Source organism: Streptomyces sp. HUAS MS02 (genome assembly GCF_055702265.1).
Window position 1 is genome coordinate 8,649,219 of record NZ_CM146747.1, and the last position, 14,652, is coordinate 8,663,870.

The window sequence follows — 14,652 nt, forward strand, 5'->3', positions numbered from 1 at the left end:
TCGTGTTCGAGCCGTACTCAGTAAGGACCAAGAGACATGTTCGAGTACTTTCCCGGCAACTACATCTGGAACCTCGGTGTGGTCGCCACCCTCAACAGCGGCGGCACCATCGACGAGGTGGACCGGGCCTGCCGTCCCATCCGGGAGGCGGCCGCGCGCGGTGACGCGGGGACCACGGACTTCATGAAGGCCTGGCAGGGCGTCGCCGACCAGTTGGAGGAGCAGGCCCGGCAGGCCGAGGACGCCGGACACCGGCGCACCGCGGGCCAGAAGTACCTGCGCGCCGCGGCGTACGTCTGCCAGGCGGAGCGGATGCAGAGCGTCTCCTCACCGGGGCGCACAGCGATCTACGAACACTGCCTGCGCCTGCTGCAGAGGTCGTTCGAGCTGCTGGACCCGGCCACCACCCGCGTCGAGGTGCCCTTCGAGGGCACCGCGCTGCCCGCCTACTTCACCCGGGCCGAACCCAGGGACGGACGCCCGGCCCCCTGCATCATCATGTGGAACGGCCTGGACAGCACCAAGGAGCACATGTACACCTCGGGCTGGTGCCACGAGCTCGCGGCCCGCGGCATCTCCACGCTCATGGTGGACTGTCCCGGCAGCGGCGAGGCCCTGCGGCTGCTCGGGCTGACGGCGCGGGTGGAGACCGAGGACTGGGCGCGGGCCTGTGTGGACTACCTGGAGACCCGGGACGACGTCGACGCCGACCGCGTCGGGCTCGTCGGCTGGTCGCTCGGCGGTTACTTCGCGCCGCGCGCCGCGGCCTTCGAGAAGCGGCTGAAGCTCGTCGTCGCGTGGGGGGCCAACCACAACTGGGGCGAGGTGCAGAAGCGCCGGCTGGAGCGGGAGGGCGAGAACCCGGTGCCGCACTACTGGGAGCACGTCCTGTGGGTGTGGGGCGAGCCGGACGTCGACACCTTCATCAAGAACGCCGAGCGCATCACCCTGGACGGGGTCGTCGACAAGATCACGTGCCCGTTCCTCGTCACGCACGGCGAGAACGACCGGCAGATCTCCGTCGAGTACGCCCACCGGTCCTACGAACAGGCCGTGGGCAGCCCCAAGCGGGAGCTGCGGGTGTTCACCGCCGAGGAGGGCGCGACCGAGCACGTCGGCCTCGACCACCTGCCGCACGTCGCCTCGTTCACCGCCGACTGGGTCGCCGACACCTTCGCCGAACTGACCTGACACGCACGGCAAAAGGCGCCGCCGTCGACCGGGGGAGCGATCGACGGCGGTGACCACAGGGGCCGAGGTGGCGGAAGGAGGGCTCAGTCCCTCGGACCGCCCCGCATCAGCCCGTTCAGGCCTGCGCCCGGCAGCGCCTCGGCGAGGGCGTCGTCGAAACGGCCGTCCACCAGGATGAACGCCACCCGGGCCGGTACCTCGCCACGGTTCGCCCAGGCATGGTCGGTGCCACGCTGGACGACGACGTCGCCCGCCCGCAGCGTGACCTCCGAGTCGTCCAGCACCAGGGTGATCTCGCCCTCCAGCACGATGCCGTAGTCGACCGACGCGGTCCGGTGCACCGGCGACTGCAGACCCCGTTCGTCCAGGTGTCCCGGCTCGAACTCGTTGATACGGATCTTGGTGCCCGACGGGGGCGGCGGAACCGCCAGTTCCCGCTCGGTGGGGTCGGCCTCCACCGCGGCGATCGGGGCCGGGGCGCCGGTCGTGTTCCAGATCTCGTGGAAGGCCACTCCGTCCTGCGGGAGGGAGCGGCTCACGGGCACCGGCCCGTCCGATACGACGACGGAGACACCGGTCGGCGAATGCCCGGTGACCACCCGACGAGGAATTCCTCGACTCATGCTGCCTCGATTCCGTTCCGTGTGAGGGGGCGACGGCCGCCGCACGCCGAGTCAACGAGAATCCCCTCGGCGGCCACAAGGTCCCTCTCCATCAGCAGCGGCGATGGGTGCCATTGCCCCCACCGCCCTGCCGCCCTGCCGACCGGCGGCCTGAACGGACCCCGACCGGCCGTTTCTCGTGATGCCGGGTATCGGCGGGAGATCGGGACCGGGAACCATCCAGAGAATGGATAGGCGAGATCTGCCAGTTGAATGGCGTAGGGGGTAGGCGACAGGGAGTAACTTGCCCGATAGTCGTGCAAGTCCAGACGCCCCTCATTCCTCCGGGCGTTTCCCTTCGGTGCACTGGCGCTCCGCGGTGTGGCACGGCCACGGCGGCAGCCTGCCGCGTGCCCTGTCACCGCCCGCGTGGAGGCCTTGCGTGCCCGGTTTCACCTCCTCACCCGCTCCCACCGACGGTTTCGCCGTCCGCAGCACCGAGCCCGTGCCGGAATCCGGGGGCAGGCTGCGCTTGACGCTCCTGATGAGCGGGAGTTGTCTGCCGGTCCTCGGCGCGGTGCTACTCGCTCCCGTGCTGCCGAAGCTGCAGGAGCTGTTCAGGACGGTGCCGGACGCGGACGTACTGGTCCCGTTGATTCTCACGATTCCCGCGCTCACGGTCGCCCTGGTCGCCCCCCTCGCGGGTGTCCTGCTCGACCACCTGGGACGCAGGATTCCGCTGATCGTCGCAACCGTCCTGTACGCGCTGTTCGGCACCGCTCCGCTGTGGCTGGAGTCGCTCGGTGCCATCGTGGCCAGCCGTGCCTTCCTCGGTGTCGCCGAGGCCTTCGTCCTGACCTCCTGCACGACGCTGATCGGCGACTACTACGCGGGCAAGGCACGCCACCGCTACCTGGCCCTGCAGACGGTGTGCGCCACCATTTCCGCCACCGCCTTCTTCATACTCGGCGGGGCGATGGCCACCTCGGACTGGCGCGCCCCGTTCCAGCTCTACGCCGTCGGGCTGCTCCTCGCCCCCGCGATGGCCGCATTCCTGTCCAAGCCCGGGCCGGTCGCCCCCGTGGACGAGACGCTGACCGTCAGGCATCGGCCCTCCTCGGCCGGGCGGCTGGCCGGCATCTGCCTGCTCTCGGTGTTCGGTGGCATCGTCTTCTACGTCGTCCCGGCCGAGACGGCCTACCTGATGAACGGCCTGGGCATACAGTCCAGCACGCTCATCGGCATGGTCACCGCAATTGCCAGCACGGCCACGGTCATCGGTTCGGTCATCTTCGCCTCGATGATCGGCCGGCCGGAGCGCAGACTGGCCGCGATCTTCGCCTTGTGCGCAGCAGGGTTCGTACTGATCAGCCTGGCCCACAACGTGGCGATTCTGATCTTCGGCACCTTCCTGAACTGCATCGGCACCGGCCTTCTGCTGCCCACGCTGCTCACCTGGGCCATGTCGAAGCTGGAATACCGCAACCGTGGCCGGGGCACCGGACTGTGGATCGCGTCGTTCTTCCTCGGGCAGTTCCTCTGCCCACCCGCCCTGCTCACCCTCAAGTCCACCACCGGCCACCTCACGACGGCCGTCGGCGTCCTCGGCCTCGCCTGCGCGCTCGTGGCGGCCGCACTGATGCCCCTCCTCCGGAAGGCCAGCCCGCAGGAGACCCTGCCAGCGTGAGCCGGGCCTGGCCATCCGTCTCCCGGCTCGGCACCGCGTGGCATATTGAGCTTCTTCGAGCTGGTCCCTGATCAGGTGACAGGCTGCGAAGCGCAACGAGCGAGGCCCCTGAGCTGTCGATCGAGATGCCTGACGTCTCAACAACGCTGCTCGGGGCCCTCGTTGGTCATCTGTCCTGCCGCACTCGACCTGCCCCATGCCGCTCGTGGAGTGGGTGGCCATGCCCGTCGTCACCCGTGAGGGCGACCGGCGCTGCAGGCTCCGCCCGTCTCAGCGCGCCATGGTGGCACTGCTCGCGAAGATCGCTGCCGGATTCGGTATCGGCGCGTCCACCGCCCACGCCTGCACCAGCCGGGTCATCGACCGGCTCGCTGAACGCGCGTCGAGACGCGGCGGGCGCCGTGGACGAGGTCCACGGCGCCGCCCATGCCCTTGACCGTCTTTCCGGGGATCATCCAGTTGGCGAGGTCGCCGTGTTCCGAGACCTGCATGGCGCCGAGTACGGCGGTGTCGATGTGGCCGCCGCGGATCATGCCGAAGGACAGGGCCGAGCCGAAGAAGGAGGCGCCGGGCAGGTCGGTGACGGTTTCCTCGCCCGCGTTGATGAGATCCGGGTCGACCTGGTCCTCGGTGGGGTGGGGCCGGTGCCGAGGATGCCGTTCTCGGAGTGCAGGACGACGTGCACGCCGGGCGGGAGGTGGCCGGGGATGAGGGTGGGCAGGCCGATGCCGAGGTTGACGTAGGAGCCGTCGGTGAGTTCGGCGGCGGCGCGGGCGGGCATCTGGTCGCGGGTCCAGGGCATCAGGAACGTACCGTCCTCTTCTCGATGTGCTTGTCGGCTGCTTGCGCCGGCGCCAACTCCACGATCCGCTGCCAGAGGTGTCAGCGGAGTTCCCCACGCTCATCGCGTTCTTCGTGCAGCCGGTCCGGGGCCGCGGCCTGGACACGCCGGGCGAGGACGCGGAGCCGGTGCGGGGTGTCGTGCAGTAGTACACGGATTCGGAAGCCGTCCGGATACACGCCGGCGTCCTCGTCGTCGGCGGCGACCGTGGCGGCGTCGGAGAGGGATTGCAGCAGAACGTGGAGTTCCGAAGGGGGCGCGTCGGTGAGGAGCAGGGCGGCGTCCTCGACCAGGATCGTCAGCGGGCCCGTGGGGGGCGGCCCGTCGGGGTCGGAGTGCCACAAGGCCCTCTCCGAGACGCAGTCATGGAAGGCGTTCCAGTTGTGGCCGAAGTGGCCGGGGAAATCCAGGGCCCGGGCCCACGCGAAGAAGAGCGCTGCCCTGGTGCGGCAGTCGGCGCCCTGAACCACTACGGGATGGATCTCTCCCGTTGGTTCGTTCACGGTCAGTTCCAGCCAGTGCATGAGGCGTCCTCGGTGATGGCGAAGGGGGGCCCTGGGCCCGGAGTTCACGAGCGGGGGCCGCCGGCCGCTCCGCGGAGGAAGGCACCGCGGAGCACCCGTTCTTCGGCGCGTGATCTCCGGGCCCGTGCGATCAGCGCGGGGTCCCGGTCCCGCTCTCGATTCTCACACGCTCCTCCCGATGACCAGCAGGAGGCCGACCAGGAGGGTCCCGATCTGCTGGTAGATGAGGTCACCCCTCTCGTCGGCCTCGCCCAGCCGATCGTTGTTCTGAACCTCGAAGTCCGGGTCCTCGATGGGCGTGATGACGTTCGGGTCCGGTGTGCCACCGCCTTGGCCGCCCGGGGGCGGGTCGCCGGCGGTCTCCTCCGCGACCGGAGTGAGGGAGTTGTCGATGGTGTGGGGGATGTTGGGCATCTCCGGCTGGGCGTCGTCCACGTCGGGGAGGTTCTGGTAGGCGTAGAGGTGGAAGTTGGCGTAGTGGTCGTCGGTGAAGAAGATGAAGCCGTTGGTCGAGTCACGAACGATCCGGTCGGCGTTGCGCGGCGTCCTCCGGGTGGGCCGGAAGTCGATGTCGTACTCGTTGAAGCTCGGCGCCAGCGCGGTGGGGAAGTTGGCCTGGATGAAGGCAGTGAGCTGGCCGTCCCGATCGCCGTAGGTGCCGCCGCGGTAGATGAACTGGAGCCCTGCGGGATTGCCGTTCGCGTCAGTGCCCTGTTCCGAGGACGTGGCCTTGTTCAGCGGCCAGCCCTTGGAGGCCCAGAACGCGACCATGTCGTCGAGACGGTCGGGGAAGGTGAAGCCGCTGCCGTTGTCCACGGCGGCGCTCGCCTTCTGCTGCGACTCGGTCGTCAGCAGGGTCACGCCACCCAGGACGGTCGCGATGGCGAGGAACAAGGCCAGGAACTTCCCGCTGAGCCAGCGGGATCGGCGTTTGTGGCGTTGGCCGCCGGCGGGCTCGGCGGCCGTGGTTCGTTCCGAAGTCATAGCGGAAGACTCCTTCGTACGTGGATCGTGACGGGCCGTCGCCCCCAGGCAGATGGGTGTGGGCGAGCTCTCGCGGGGCGGTTTTCTGCATCCCGGGAGCTACCAGGGCGAGGCGTGTGCGGCCTGATCACCGGTGAACGCGCGCTGTGCGGCGAGTCTTCTCAAGAAGCACAGAGACCACCAGGGTCAAATGTCCCGACCAACAGGCAACATCAGGTTTCCTGATAAACGCAGCCACTGATGACCTGGTCAGAGGAGCGCGGGCGGATCGAGGCCCGCTGTGCCGGTGCTCACATCGAGGGGTCCTGGGCGGGAGGCTCCCCGTCCCACACCTCAACAGCGACCGATGCGGTGTGCGTGTGGCCGCCACTGTGGAAGTCGAGGCGTCCCGGGAAGGCGTTCAGCTTGGCATTCAACGCGCGGGCCCCGACGCTGATGCCCGCCCCGCCGACGATCGACTCCACCAGCCTCGCCTCCGGGCTGACCGCGGTGTTCTCCGGGTTCAAAAGGCTCGTCCTGGCCGCCGCCGAGAGCCAGCAAGTGCACCCCCGGGACACCTTCGTCGAGCTCGGCCAGCGGCGGGTCATCGCCGGGCAGGAGGACCTGATCCCGGACGCAGCGCGCACCTTGGCGGCACAGGGGGCAAGCGCGTGTCACGGTGCCGACTGTTCCTTGGCTCCGACAGGCACGCCGAAGAGGCCCCCGTGCCCACCCGCGGCCCGGGCGAGGTGCTGGTCGAGGTGGGGGCCGCGGGCGTATGCCTGTCCGACGTCCACCTGATCGACGGCAGCATCAGTCCCGCGTTCCCCGTCGACGCCGTCGCGAAGACGTGCATCGTCACGCTCGGCCATGAGGTCGCCGGCGTCGTCCACGCCGTGGGACCGGAGGTGGCCGGGGGACGGAAGCCCGGTACTCGGGCGGTGCTGCAGGCCGGGGGCGTGCGGCGGATGTGGCGCCTGTCCGCGTCGCACCTCGTGTCGGCGGCCGCTGACACGAGGTGTGGACCCTGACGGCGGCTGGGCCGAGTGCGCCGTGGCTCGCGAGGACACCCTGATCGCCCTGCCGGACGACCTCCCCTTCGACCAGGCCGCCATCATCCCCGACGCCGTCTCCACCCCGTACGCCGCCATGGCGGAAACGGGTGCGGTACGCCCGGCGCAGGCGGTCGGGATCAGGTGCGGGCGGCCTCGGTGCCCACGGCATCCGGCTCGCCCGTATGGTCGGCGCGGCCCCGGTCATCGCGGTGGACCCCCTGCCCACGGCTCGGGAGGGGGCCCTCGCCTTCGGTGCCGATCTCGCGCTCGACCCGACGACGGACGCCCGCCCGGTCGACGCGGTATCGGCAGAGTCCCGCAGCCGAACACCCCGGCCGGACCGGAGAGTACCGGAAGGGAATCCAGCCTGTGCGGCGAGTTGCAAAGGAGTGCCCGGCGGCGGCACATGACCTCACCAGGCCACCGCCGGGCTCCTGTGCCGCGCCGGTCCCGCCCCAACGGTCCCGGCGCGGTCCGGGGCCACGAGCCGCTCAGCCGCGACCCCGGGGCAACAGGGGCTGAGACGCGCGCCGAATCCGGACCTTGAGGAGGCGTCGGCGCGCGGCTTGGTCGGCCATCGCCGACCCGCCTGACATCATCCGGGCGCACGGTGGGGAGGGAACGGGCACAGGCTCATTCCTCTCCTGCGATTCATCCGCGTAGCCATCGGACGACGGTGAGCACCGGGTACGTGGAGCTCTGGGCACCACCGACCGCGTGCTCCGATCGTCCGGGCCCCCGCTCAGCACGTAGGACAGACGCTCAAGGGGTGAGCACGAACCGGATCGGGTCGCCGATCTTCTTCTCCAGCCGGCTGACGGCGTCGGCGGCTTCGGCCAGCGGGATGTGGGCGGTGATGGAGGGGGCCAGGTCGAGCCGGCCGGTGGAAGCCAGGCCGATGAGCTGGGTCACGTGTTCAGGTCCGGAGCCGTAGTGGCCACGGATCTGGTTGCCGCGGAAGCAGAACTCCGTGCTGTCGGTGACGGTGAGGGGCTTGGGGGTGAGTCCAGCCAGTACCAGCACCCCGCCGGGGCCAAGGACGGCCGCGGCCTGCTCACGGACCACGGGGACGCCGGCGAAGTCGAAGGCGGCGTCCAGGCCACGGCCACCAGTGGCGAGGTCCACAACAGCGGCGAAGTCCGCCGCGGCAGGGTCGAGCGCGAAGTCGGCGCCGAAGGCGAGGGCGCGCTCGCGGGCCTTCGGCAGCGGGTCGATGGCGATGACGGGGGTCGCCCCGGCCAGGCGGGCGAGCCGGATGCCGTGCGCGCCCAGGCCGCCCGCACCCCAGATGCCGACGGCCTGCGCCGGGCGGACAGCGCCCGTCTCGACAATCGCGGCGTAGGGGGTGGAGACCGCGTCGGGGATGATCGCGGCCTGGTCGAACGGCAAGTGGTCGGGGATCGGGGCGAGCGTGTCCTCGCGGGCGATCGCGTACTCGGCCCAGCCGCCGTCGTAGTCGACTCCACGGGTCAGCGGCATCCGACACGATGAGCGCCGCATGCAGTCGTCGCACTGGCCGCACGCCTGCCCAGCCTGCAGAGCGACACGCATGCCGGGGGCCCAATCCCCCATCAGGTCCGGGCCGAGGGTGTGGACAACGCCCGCGACCTCGTGCCCGAGGGTGACCGCACGCGAGCGGACCACCTCGTCAACAGGGAAGGACGAGCTGAGGCTGCCGTCGATCAAGTGGACGTCGGACAGACAGACTCCGGCGGCCCTGACTTCGATCAGCACCTCTCCAGGGCCGGGAACGGGGATGGCCACCTCCTCCACCGCAAACGTCTGAGTGTCCAGGTGGAGGCGTCCGGCGAGCATCGTGGGCATGGTGTGACCTCGATTTCTTGGATGTCTACGGGCAGGGCCGCGAGGTCGCCATGACCCCGGTAACGCACTGGGGAAGGCAGGCCTTGGTGAGTACAGGTCTGCCTTGGTGTCCGCAGCGACGCGGCGGCATGAAGCAAACATACATCCGACATTGTCATTCGACAATGTCCTTTGATTGAGTTGGTCGACTGGATTGCGTGAAGGCTTCCCCCGTCAGGCAGGCCGGAGCGTCGCAGGCGAGCCGCCGGACGCCGGCATCCAGCGAGGCGACCACCTGCGTCCGCGCCTCCCCGATACAGGGAAGGCCGATCGGCTCCCGCGCCGACGGCCCAGTCAGCGCACGCCTGCCCTCAGGCGCGATGGAGCCCCGTACCGTCCCAGGGAGTTGCGCTTTCGGCGGGCTTGGCGCCGGCGCCGTAGCCGCGCGGGTCGGGACATGTGACGGTGTGGTCGGCGACCTTGTGTCGCCACATCACGTGCGTCTGTGGAAAACCGTGGAGCGGCACGACCGGGCTGCCGGTGCCGCCCACGGCGGCGTTCAGCCTGCGACCGCCGCGCCCCACCCGCTTCGCCGGCGTGCCGACCGCTCGGGCTCAGGCGGCTGCCGCGCTGGGGGCCGGCGGAATCCTGGTTCTCGCAGGGCTCGCTCCGGAGTCGATCGTCGTCCGTGACGGCACCGGGTTCAGTTTCCGGGGCGACGGATCCGCGGCCACGACGGCTCCGGGTGCGAGCACGTGGAACAGTTCACCGGCCTGACCTCCGTCGGACGGATCGATCTGGCCCCGTCCGTCGCCGCGCACATCCCCGCTGGCCGAGGCCGCCGACGCCGCCACCCGGCTGGAGAAGAAGATCGGCGACCCGATCCGGTTTGTTCCCACCCCCTGAAGCCTGCTGACCCCGGCCCAGGGCCACGGCTCGATCGAACGGGTCTGGAAAACGAACGTGGTCTGGCAACGGTCTGCGAAGCCCTCCGGCGACGGTGAGTCGGGGGAGGGGCTTCGTGCCTTGTGACGGGCCTGTGAGTGGAGGGGGGGTTCCCCCGGCCTTGGTCCGGCCTGACGTTTCAAGCCCTCCGAACGTTCCCTCAGTCGACTGTGTCGACCGCCACAATCGAGCGACATTGTCGTCCGACAATGTCGTGTGTATGGTTCTGGCCAGCGACAGCCTGTGCCGAACGAAAGGCAAGCTCATGACTCACGAGACCGTGCGCGGAACCGAGCCGATTCCTCAGCGTCCCGCCCTGCCCCTGGTCGGCCACGCGTTCGACATCCCCAGCGGCGCCGACGGGCTGCTCTATGTGATGAAGGAGGCCAAGGAGCTGGGGCCGCTGTTCAAGCTCCGCGTCTTCGGCAACGAGATCAACTTCGCCTCCGGTCTCGACCTGGTCACCGAGCTGGCGGACGAGAGCCGGTTCCGCAAGAACGTCCACCCCGACCTCGTGATCCTCCGGGACATCGGCGGGGACGGGCTGTTCACCGCGTTCAACGACGAGCCCAACTGGCGTAAGGCGCACGACGTGTTGATGCCGGCGTTCTCCCTCGGTGCGATGCGCGGCTACCACGCGACGATGCTCCGGGTCGCCCGGGAGCTGATCGGGAAGTGGGATCAGGCCGCCGGTGCGGAGGCTGTGAACGTCGCCGACGACATGACACGGCTGACCCTCGACACGATCGGCCTGTGCGGTTTCGGCTACGACTTCGAGTCCTTCAGCCGCGAGGAGCCGCACCCCTTCATCACGGCCCTGTCGAGGGCGCTCGGCTTCGCCCAGGACAAGGGGGAGTCGATCCCGGGCGCGGAGCTGTTCAAGTGGAAGCAGGCGGAGCAGTTCCGTGAGGACGTGGCCCTGATGGAGGGCCTGGTCGACGATGTGATCCGGCAGCGCCGGGCGTCCGGCGACACCAGCACCGACGACCTGCTCGGGCGGATGCTCCACACCCGTGACGCGGTGACGGGCGAGCCGCTGGACGACGTCAACATCCGCTACCAGGCGATCACGTTCCTCATCGCCGGCCACGAGACCACCAGTGGTGCCCTGTCGTTCGCCCTCTACTACCTGACCAAGCACCCCGAGGTGCTGGCCCGGGCCCAGGCCGAGGTCGACGCCCTGTGGGGCGACTCGGACGCCCCCGAGCCCGACTACGGGGACATCGGGAAGCTGACGTACATCCGCCAGGTGCTCAACGAGAGCCTGCGGCTGTGGCCGACGGCGCCCGCCTTCGCGGTGGAGCCGATCGAGGACACCGTCATCGGCGGGAAGTACGCCGTGCGCAAGGGCGAGTCGATCCAGGTCCTCATCCCGCAGCTGCACCGCGACCCCGCGTGGGGCGAGAACGTCGAGCTGTTCGACCCCGACCGGTTCCTGCCCGAGCGGGAACAGGAGCGGCCGGTCCACCTGTTCAAGCCGTTCGGAAGCGGTGAACGCGCCTGCATCGGGCGGCAGTTCGCGCTGCACGAGGCCACCCTGGTCCTCGCGCTCGTGATCCACCGCTACCGCCTGATCGACCACACCAACTACCAGCTGAAGATCAAGCAGTCGCTCACCCTCAAGCCGGACGAGTTCACCCTGAACCTGGCCCGGCGCACCAGCGGCGAGCGCCGCCTGCCCACCGCCGTGGCCCTCGCCGCGGGCAACGCCCCCGCAGGCCAGGACCGGCCCGCCGTCCGGCGCGCCACCGGGACCGCGCTGACCCTGCTGCACGGCTCCAACCTGGGCACCTGCGCGGGCATCGCACGCGACCTGGCGGTGGACGGTGACGAGCGCGGCTTCGCGCCGTCCGTCGCGCCCCTCAACGACGCCGTGGGCAAGCTCTCCCCCGGCGACGGGCCGGTGGTGATCGTGGCAGCTTCCTACAACGGCCGCCCCACCGACGACGCCACGGAGTTCGTCGCCTGGCTGGAGGGCCTTGAGCCGGGCGCGCTCGACGGCCTGCAGTACGCCGTACTCGGCGTCGGCGACCGCAACTGGGCCGCCACCTACCAGCGCGTCCCCACCCTCATCGACGAGCGGCTCAGTGCCGCGGGCGCCACCTCACTGCTGCAGCGCGGTGCCGCGGACGCCGCAGGCGACTTCGCCGGCACCGTCGACCGCTGGACCGGCGAGTTGTGGACCGCCCTGCTGGAGCAGTACGGGACCGCCGCAGACATACAGCAGACCGAGCCGGACGCCGACCAGGAGACGGGCCTGTACGAGCTGCAGGACACCACCGACTCGGTCATCGGCGGGCTCGCGGCACGGCACGGCGTACAGCCGATGGAGGTCCTCGACGCCTACGAACTGGTCGACCTCAACCACGAACTGGGCCGCTCCAAGCGCTTCCTCAAGCTGCGGCTGCCCGAGGGCGTCACCTACCGCACCGGCGACCACCTGGCTGTGCTCCCGAGCAACCCGGCCGCCCTCGTCCAGCGGGTGGCCGACCGCTTCTCCCTCGACCTGGACCGCACCGTCCGGCTCCGCGCCCGCCGCCGCAGCCGGGGCGCCCTGCCCGTCGACCGCCCGCTGACCCTGCGCCGCCTGCTCACCGACTTCGTCGAACTGCAGGATGCCGCCACCCAGGAGCAGATCGCCGTACTCGCCGAGCACACCGCCTGCCCGCCCGAGAAGCGCCCCCTGGCCGAACTCGCCGCCGCCGACGAGGAGACCTTCCGCGAGCAGGTGACCGCCCCCGGACGCAGCCTCCTGGACCTGCTGGAGCGCTACCGGGCCTGCGAGCTGCCGTTCGAGGTCTTCCTGGAGCTGCTGCCGGTGCTGCGCCCGCGCCACTACTCGATCTCCTCGTCCGCAGCGGCGGCACCCGGTGAGGTCGACCTGATGGTGTCGCTGCTCGCCGCGCCCCACCGGGGTGGCGAGGGCACCTTCCGCGGCATCGGCTCGCACTACCTGCAGACCGTGAACGCCGGCGACACGGTCCAGGCGCGGGTGCTGCCCTGCAGCGAGGCGTTCCGGCTGCCCGAGGACGACTCGGTGCCGGTGATCCTGGTCAGCGCGGGCACCGGTCTCGCCCCCTTCCGCGGGGCCGTCCTGGACCGCCACCACACCAAGTCGACCGGCACCCTGCTGTGCTACTTCGGCTGCGACCACCCCGACGTTGACTACCTCCACCGCGAGGAGTTCGAGGCGGCCGAGACAGCCGGAGCCGTGAGCATGCGGCCCACCTTCTCCTGCGCCGCCGAGGACGGCGCCCGCTTCGTCCAGGACCGCATCGCCAAGGAGAGCGACGAGGTCTGGGCGGCACTGGAGGCCGGCGGACGCGTCTACATCTGCGGAGACGGCCGCCGCATGGCTCCGGCGGTACGGGAGGCGTTCATGGCGATCTACCGCACGTACACCGGCGCCGGTGACGAGGAGGCGAGCGCCTGGCTGGCCGCGCTGATCGAGTCCGGCACCTACGTCGAGGACGTCTGGGCCGGCTGACCGCCGACCGCCCGGTGTGCGGTGGCCGACGTCCACCGCACACCCCACCGAGCGACAGGGCCACGGACACTGCTCCCCCCAGGTCCGTGGCCCTGTCTTCTTCACCCCCTGTCCCGCTGCATCTCCCCGTGTCTTCGCTTCCGAACTCGTGAGGTTCTCATGCTCGTTGCACGCTCCGCGCCCCGCCGAGGGCCGCTGGCCCTTCCCTACTCCCCGCAGAACTCCCCGCAGAGGAGCGGTCGGTGAACGCACGCAGCGGCTCCGCCCTGACCTTCGGCGTGGCGGTCGCACTCATCGCCGGAGTGACCCTGGGCAACGGCGGAGCGAACGTGATGCCCGTCTTCGTCGACGACTTCGCGACGCGCTTCGCGCTGTCGGACTCCGCCGCCGGGCTCGTGGCCGCGACCCAGCTGATGGCGACCGCTGTCGTCACGCTGCTGCTGGCCAAGCGGGCGGCGCGGCCGGGGCGGGTGCGGATGACCCGCCTGGGCCTGGCTGTCTCGGGCGTCGGCTTTCTGGCGGCGGCGGCGGTCACCGACCCGGTGAGCCTGGTCCTGGCCAACCTGGTCCTCGGCGCGGGGCTCGGCGCGGTCTACGCGGCGGCCACGGCGGCGCTCGCCGCCACCGACGACGCGGACAAGGCGTCCGCAGTCACCATCTCCGGCGTGGTCGGCGTGACGGCGCTGCTGATCGTGGGCGTCCCCGCGGCCAACCACGACCTGGGGGAGGGCACCGGCTTCCTGCTCATGGCGCTGTGCTGTCTCGCTGCCTGGCCCTTGACACGCCGGCTCCCGGACGGCCCCGCGACATCGGGCGCCGGGTCCGCCGGTACGGGAGAGACGACAGCGGCCAAGCCGTCCGTGGTGCTGCTCCTCGGGACCGCGCTGCTGTGGGCCGTCACCCAGGGGGCGTGGTCGTACGCCTCGGTCCTCGGTCGTCAGCACACCGGCATGTCCCACTCAGCCGTATCGGCCGTCCTCGCGATCTCCAGCGTCGTGGCGCTCGCCGGCGCGGTGGTGGGTCCGGTGGCGGCGCGGAGCTTCGGGCGCATGCGGTCGATGGCCGTCTTCGTCACGGCGCAGGCCCTCGCGATGGCCGCCCTGGTCCTCACCCACGACCCCGTGTTCTTCACCGTCGCGGCCGTCCTCTGGCAGGCCTGCCAACTGGCCGTCCTGGTGCAGATGCTCGCCGCCGCGGCGCTCATCGACCCGACCGGACGCCTGGTGGCCTCCCTCAGCGGTGCGGGTGCGCTGGGCACCGGCATCGGGCCCCTGGCCGTCGGAGCCGTTCTCGAGGGTGCCGGGGCCGACGTGCTCGGCATCGTCCTGGCGATCGGCACCTTCCTCGCCTCGCTGCCCCTGCTGAGGATGACGGTGGCCAGTGGCGAGGCCACCAACGAACCGCAGCCCGGATGCGTGCCGACGGTCTGAAGACGTCCCGACCTCGCGGAACGGCCGCTGCCCCTGTCCGATGTCAGGGGCAGCGGCTGCCTGGGCGTTGAGGGTCGGCTGCCTGGGCGTGGAGGGTCGGCTGCCTGGGCGTGGAGGGTCGGTT

10 protein-coding genes and 4 pseudogenes are annotated in these 14,652 nt (G+C 70.6%); 7 read left to right on the forward strand and 7 right to left on the reverse strand.

Annotated elements, in window-relative coordinates:
* Positions 1-36 precede the first annotated feature (36 nt).
* Positions 37-1,191, forward strand: coding sequence for an alpha/beta hydrolase family protein (locus ACZ9QC_RS37325; protein WP_472917130.1), 1,155 nt, complete (start codon positions 37-39; stop codon positions 1,189-1,191).
* A gap of 83 nt (positions 1,192-1,274) precedes the next feature.
* On the opposite strand, the gene ACZ9QC_RS37330 is transcribed toward ACZ9QC_RS37325, so the two are convergent.
* Complete coding sequence (locus ACZ9QC_RS37330) at positions 1,275-1,790, reverse strand: cupin domain-containing protein (RefSeq protein WP_472917131.1); 516 nt, start codon at positions 1,788-1,790, stop codon at positions 1,275-1,277.
* A 445-nt stretch (positions 1,791-2,235) separates the two neighbouring features.
* On the opposite strand from ACZ9QC_RS37330, the gene ACZ9QC_RS37335 reads away from it, so the two are divergent.
* Complete coding sequence (locus tag ACZ9QC_RS37335; protein ID WP_472917132.1) at positions 2,236-3,480, forward strand: MFS transporter; 1,245 nt, start codon at positions 2,236-2,238, stop codon at positions 3,478-3,480.
* A 162-nt stretch (positions 3,481-3,642) separates the two neighbouring features.
* Positions 3,643-3,862 (forward strand): annotated as a pseudogene (locus ACZ9QC_RS37340) (IS5/IS1182 family transposase); the annotation flags it as partial.
* Positions 3,863-3,866: 4 nt separating this feature from the next.
* Here the strand turns inward: ACZ9QC_RS37340 and ACZ9QC_RS37345 are convergent.
* From ACZ9QC_RS37345 to ACZ9QC_RS37360, 4 genes and pseudogenes are all read right to left on the reverse strand, one after another.
* A pseudogene (locus ACZ9QC_RS37345) lies at positions 3,867-4,282 on the reverse strand (CoA-transferase); the annotation flags it as partial.
* A gap of 80 nt (positions 4,283-4,362) precedes the next feature.
* Positions 4,363-4,845, reverse strand: a complete 483-nt coding sequence (locus ACZ9QC_RS37350; protein ID WP_472917133.1) for a barstar family protein — start codon at positions 4,843-4,845, stop codon at positions 4,363-4,365.
* A gap of 162 nt (positions 4,846-5,007) precedes the next feature.
* Entirely contained in the window at positions 5,008-5,829 is an 822-nt protein-coding gene (locus ACZ9QC_RS37355) for a ribonuclease domain-containing protein (protein ID WP_472917134.1), read from the reverse strand.
* 290 nt (positions 5,830-6,119) lie between these two features.
* Positions 6,120-6,335, reverse strand: a complete 216-nt coding sequence (locus ACZ9QC_RS37360) for a hypothetical protein (protein ID WP_472921996.1) — start codon at positions 6,333-6,335, stop codon at positions 6,120-6,122.
* On the opposite strand from ACZ9QC_RS37360, the gene ACZ9QC_RS37365 reads away from it, so the two are divergent.
* Together ACZ9QC_RS37365 and ACZ9QC_RS37370 are read left to right on the forward strand one after the other, a co-directional pair.
* Entirely contained in the window at positions 6,265-6,609 is a 345-nt protein-coding gene (locus ACZ9QC_RS37365) for a hypothetical protein (protein WP_472921916.1), read from the forward strand. The two genes, ACZ9QC_RS37360 and ACZ9QC_RS37365, sit on opposite strands and share 71 nt — an antisense overlap.
* A pseudogene (locus ACZ9QC_RS37370) lies at positions 6,495-7,138 on the forward strand (alcohol dehydrogenase catalytic domain-containing protein); the annotation flags it as partial. The gene ACZ9QC_RS37365 and the pseudogene ACZ9QC_RS37370, both read left to right, overlap by 115 nt.
* Before the next feature lie 487 nt (positions 7,139-7,625).
* Here the strand turns inward: ACZ9QC_RS37370 and ACZ9QC_RS37375 are convergent.
* Together ACZ9QC_RS37375 and ACZ9QC_RS37380 are read right to left on the reverse strand one after the other, a co-directional pair.
* Positions 7,626-8,687 carry a zinc-binding dehydrogenase gene (locus ACZ9QC_RS37375; protein WP_472917135.1) on the reverse strand — a complete coding sequence of 354 codons (1,062 nt, stop codon included), beginning with the start codon at positions 8,685-8,687 and terminating at the stop codon, positions 7,626-7,628.
* A 389-nt stretch (positions 8,688-9,076) separates the two neighbouring features.
* Positions 9,077-9,250: pseudogene (locus tag ACZ9QC_RS37380) on the reverse strand (alpha/beta fold hydrolase); the annotation flags it as partial.
* A gap of 626 nt (positions 9,251-9,876) precedes the next feature.
* On the opposite strand from ACZ9QC_RS37380, the gene ACZ9QC_RS37385 reads away from it, so the two are divergent.
* Both ACZ9QC_RS37385 and ACZ9QC_RS37390 read left to right on the forward strand, forming a co-directional pair.
* Positions 9,877-13,098: a bifunctional cytochrome P450/NADPH--P450 reductase gene (locus tag ACZ9QC_RS37385; RefSeq protein WP_472917136.1), complete on the forward strand. Its 3,222-nt coding sequence runs from the start codon at positions 9,877-9,879 to the stop codon at positions 13,096-13,098.
* 242 nt (positions 13,099-13,340) lie between these two features.
* Positions 13,341-14,528 (forward strand): MFS transporter, encoded by a 1,188-nt coding sequence (locus ACZ9QC_RS37390; protein ID WP_472917137.1) that lies wholly within the window; start codon positions 13,341-13,343, stop codon positions 14,526-14,528.
* Positions 14,529-14,652 lie beyond the last annotated feature (124 nt).

What these genes read in the sequence shown, in the direction of transcription:
- ACZ9QC_RS37350 (WP_472917133.1), bottom strand. Translation starts at nt 4,845, where the DNA reads ATGCACTGGCTGGAACTGACCGTGAACGAACCAACGGGAGAGATCCAT.
- ACZ9QC_RS37325 (WP_472917130.1), top strand. Translation starts at nt 37, where the DNA reads ATGTTCGAGTACTTTCCCGGCAACTACATCTGGAACCTCGGTGTGGTC.
- ACZ9QC_RS37355 (WP_472917134.1), bottom strand. Translation starts at nt 5,829, where the DNA reads ATGACTTCGGAACGAACCACGGCCGCCGAGCCCGCCGGCGGCCAACGC.
- ACZ9QC_RS37365 (WP_472921916.1), top strand. Translation starts at nt 6,265, where the DNA reads ATGCCCGCCCCGCCGACGATCGACTCCACCAGCCTCGCCTCCGGGCTG.
- ACZ9QC_RS37375 (WP_472917135.1), bottom strand. Translation starts at nt 8,687, where the DNA reads ATGCCCACGATGCTCGCCGGACGCCTCCACCTGGACACTCAGACGTTT.
- ACZ9QC_RS37385 (WP_472917136.1), top strand. Translation starts at nt 9,877, where the DNA reads ATGACTCACGAGACCGTGCGCGGAACCGAGCCGATTCCTCAGCGTCCC.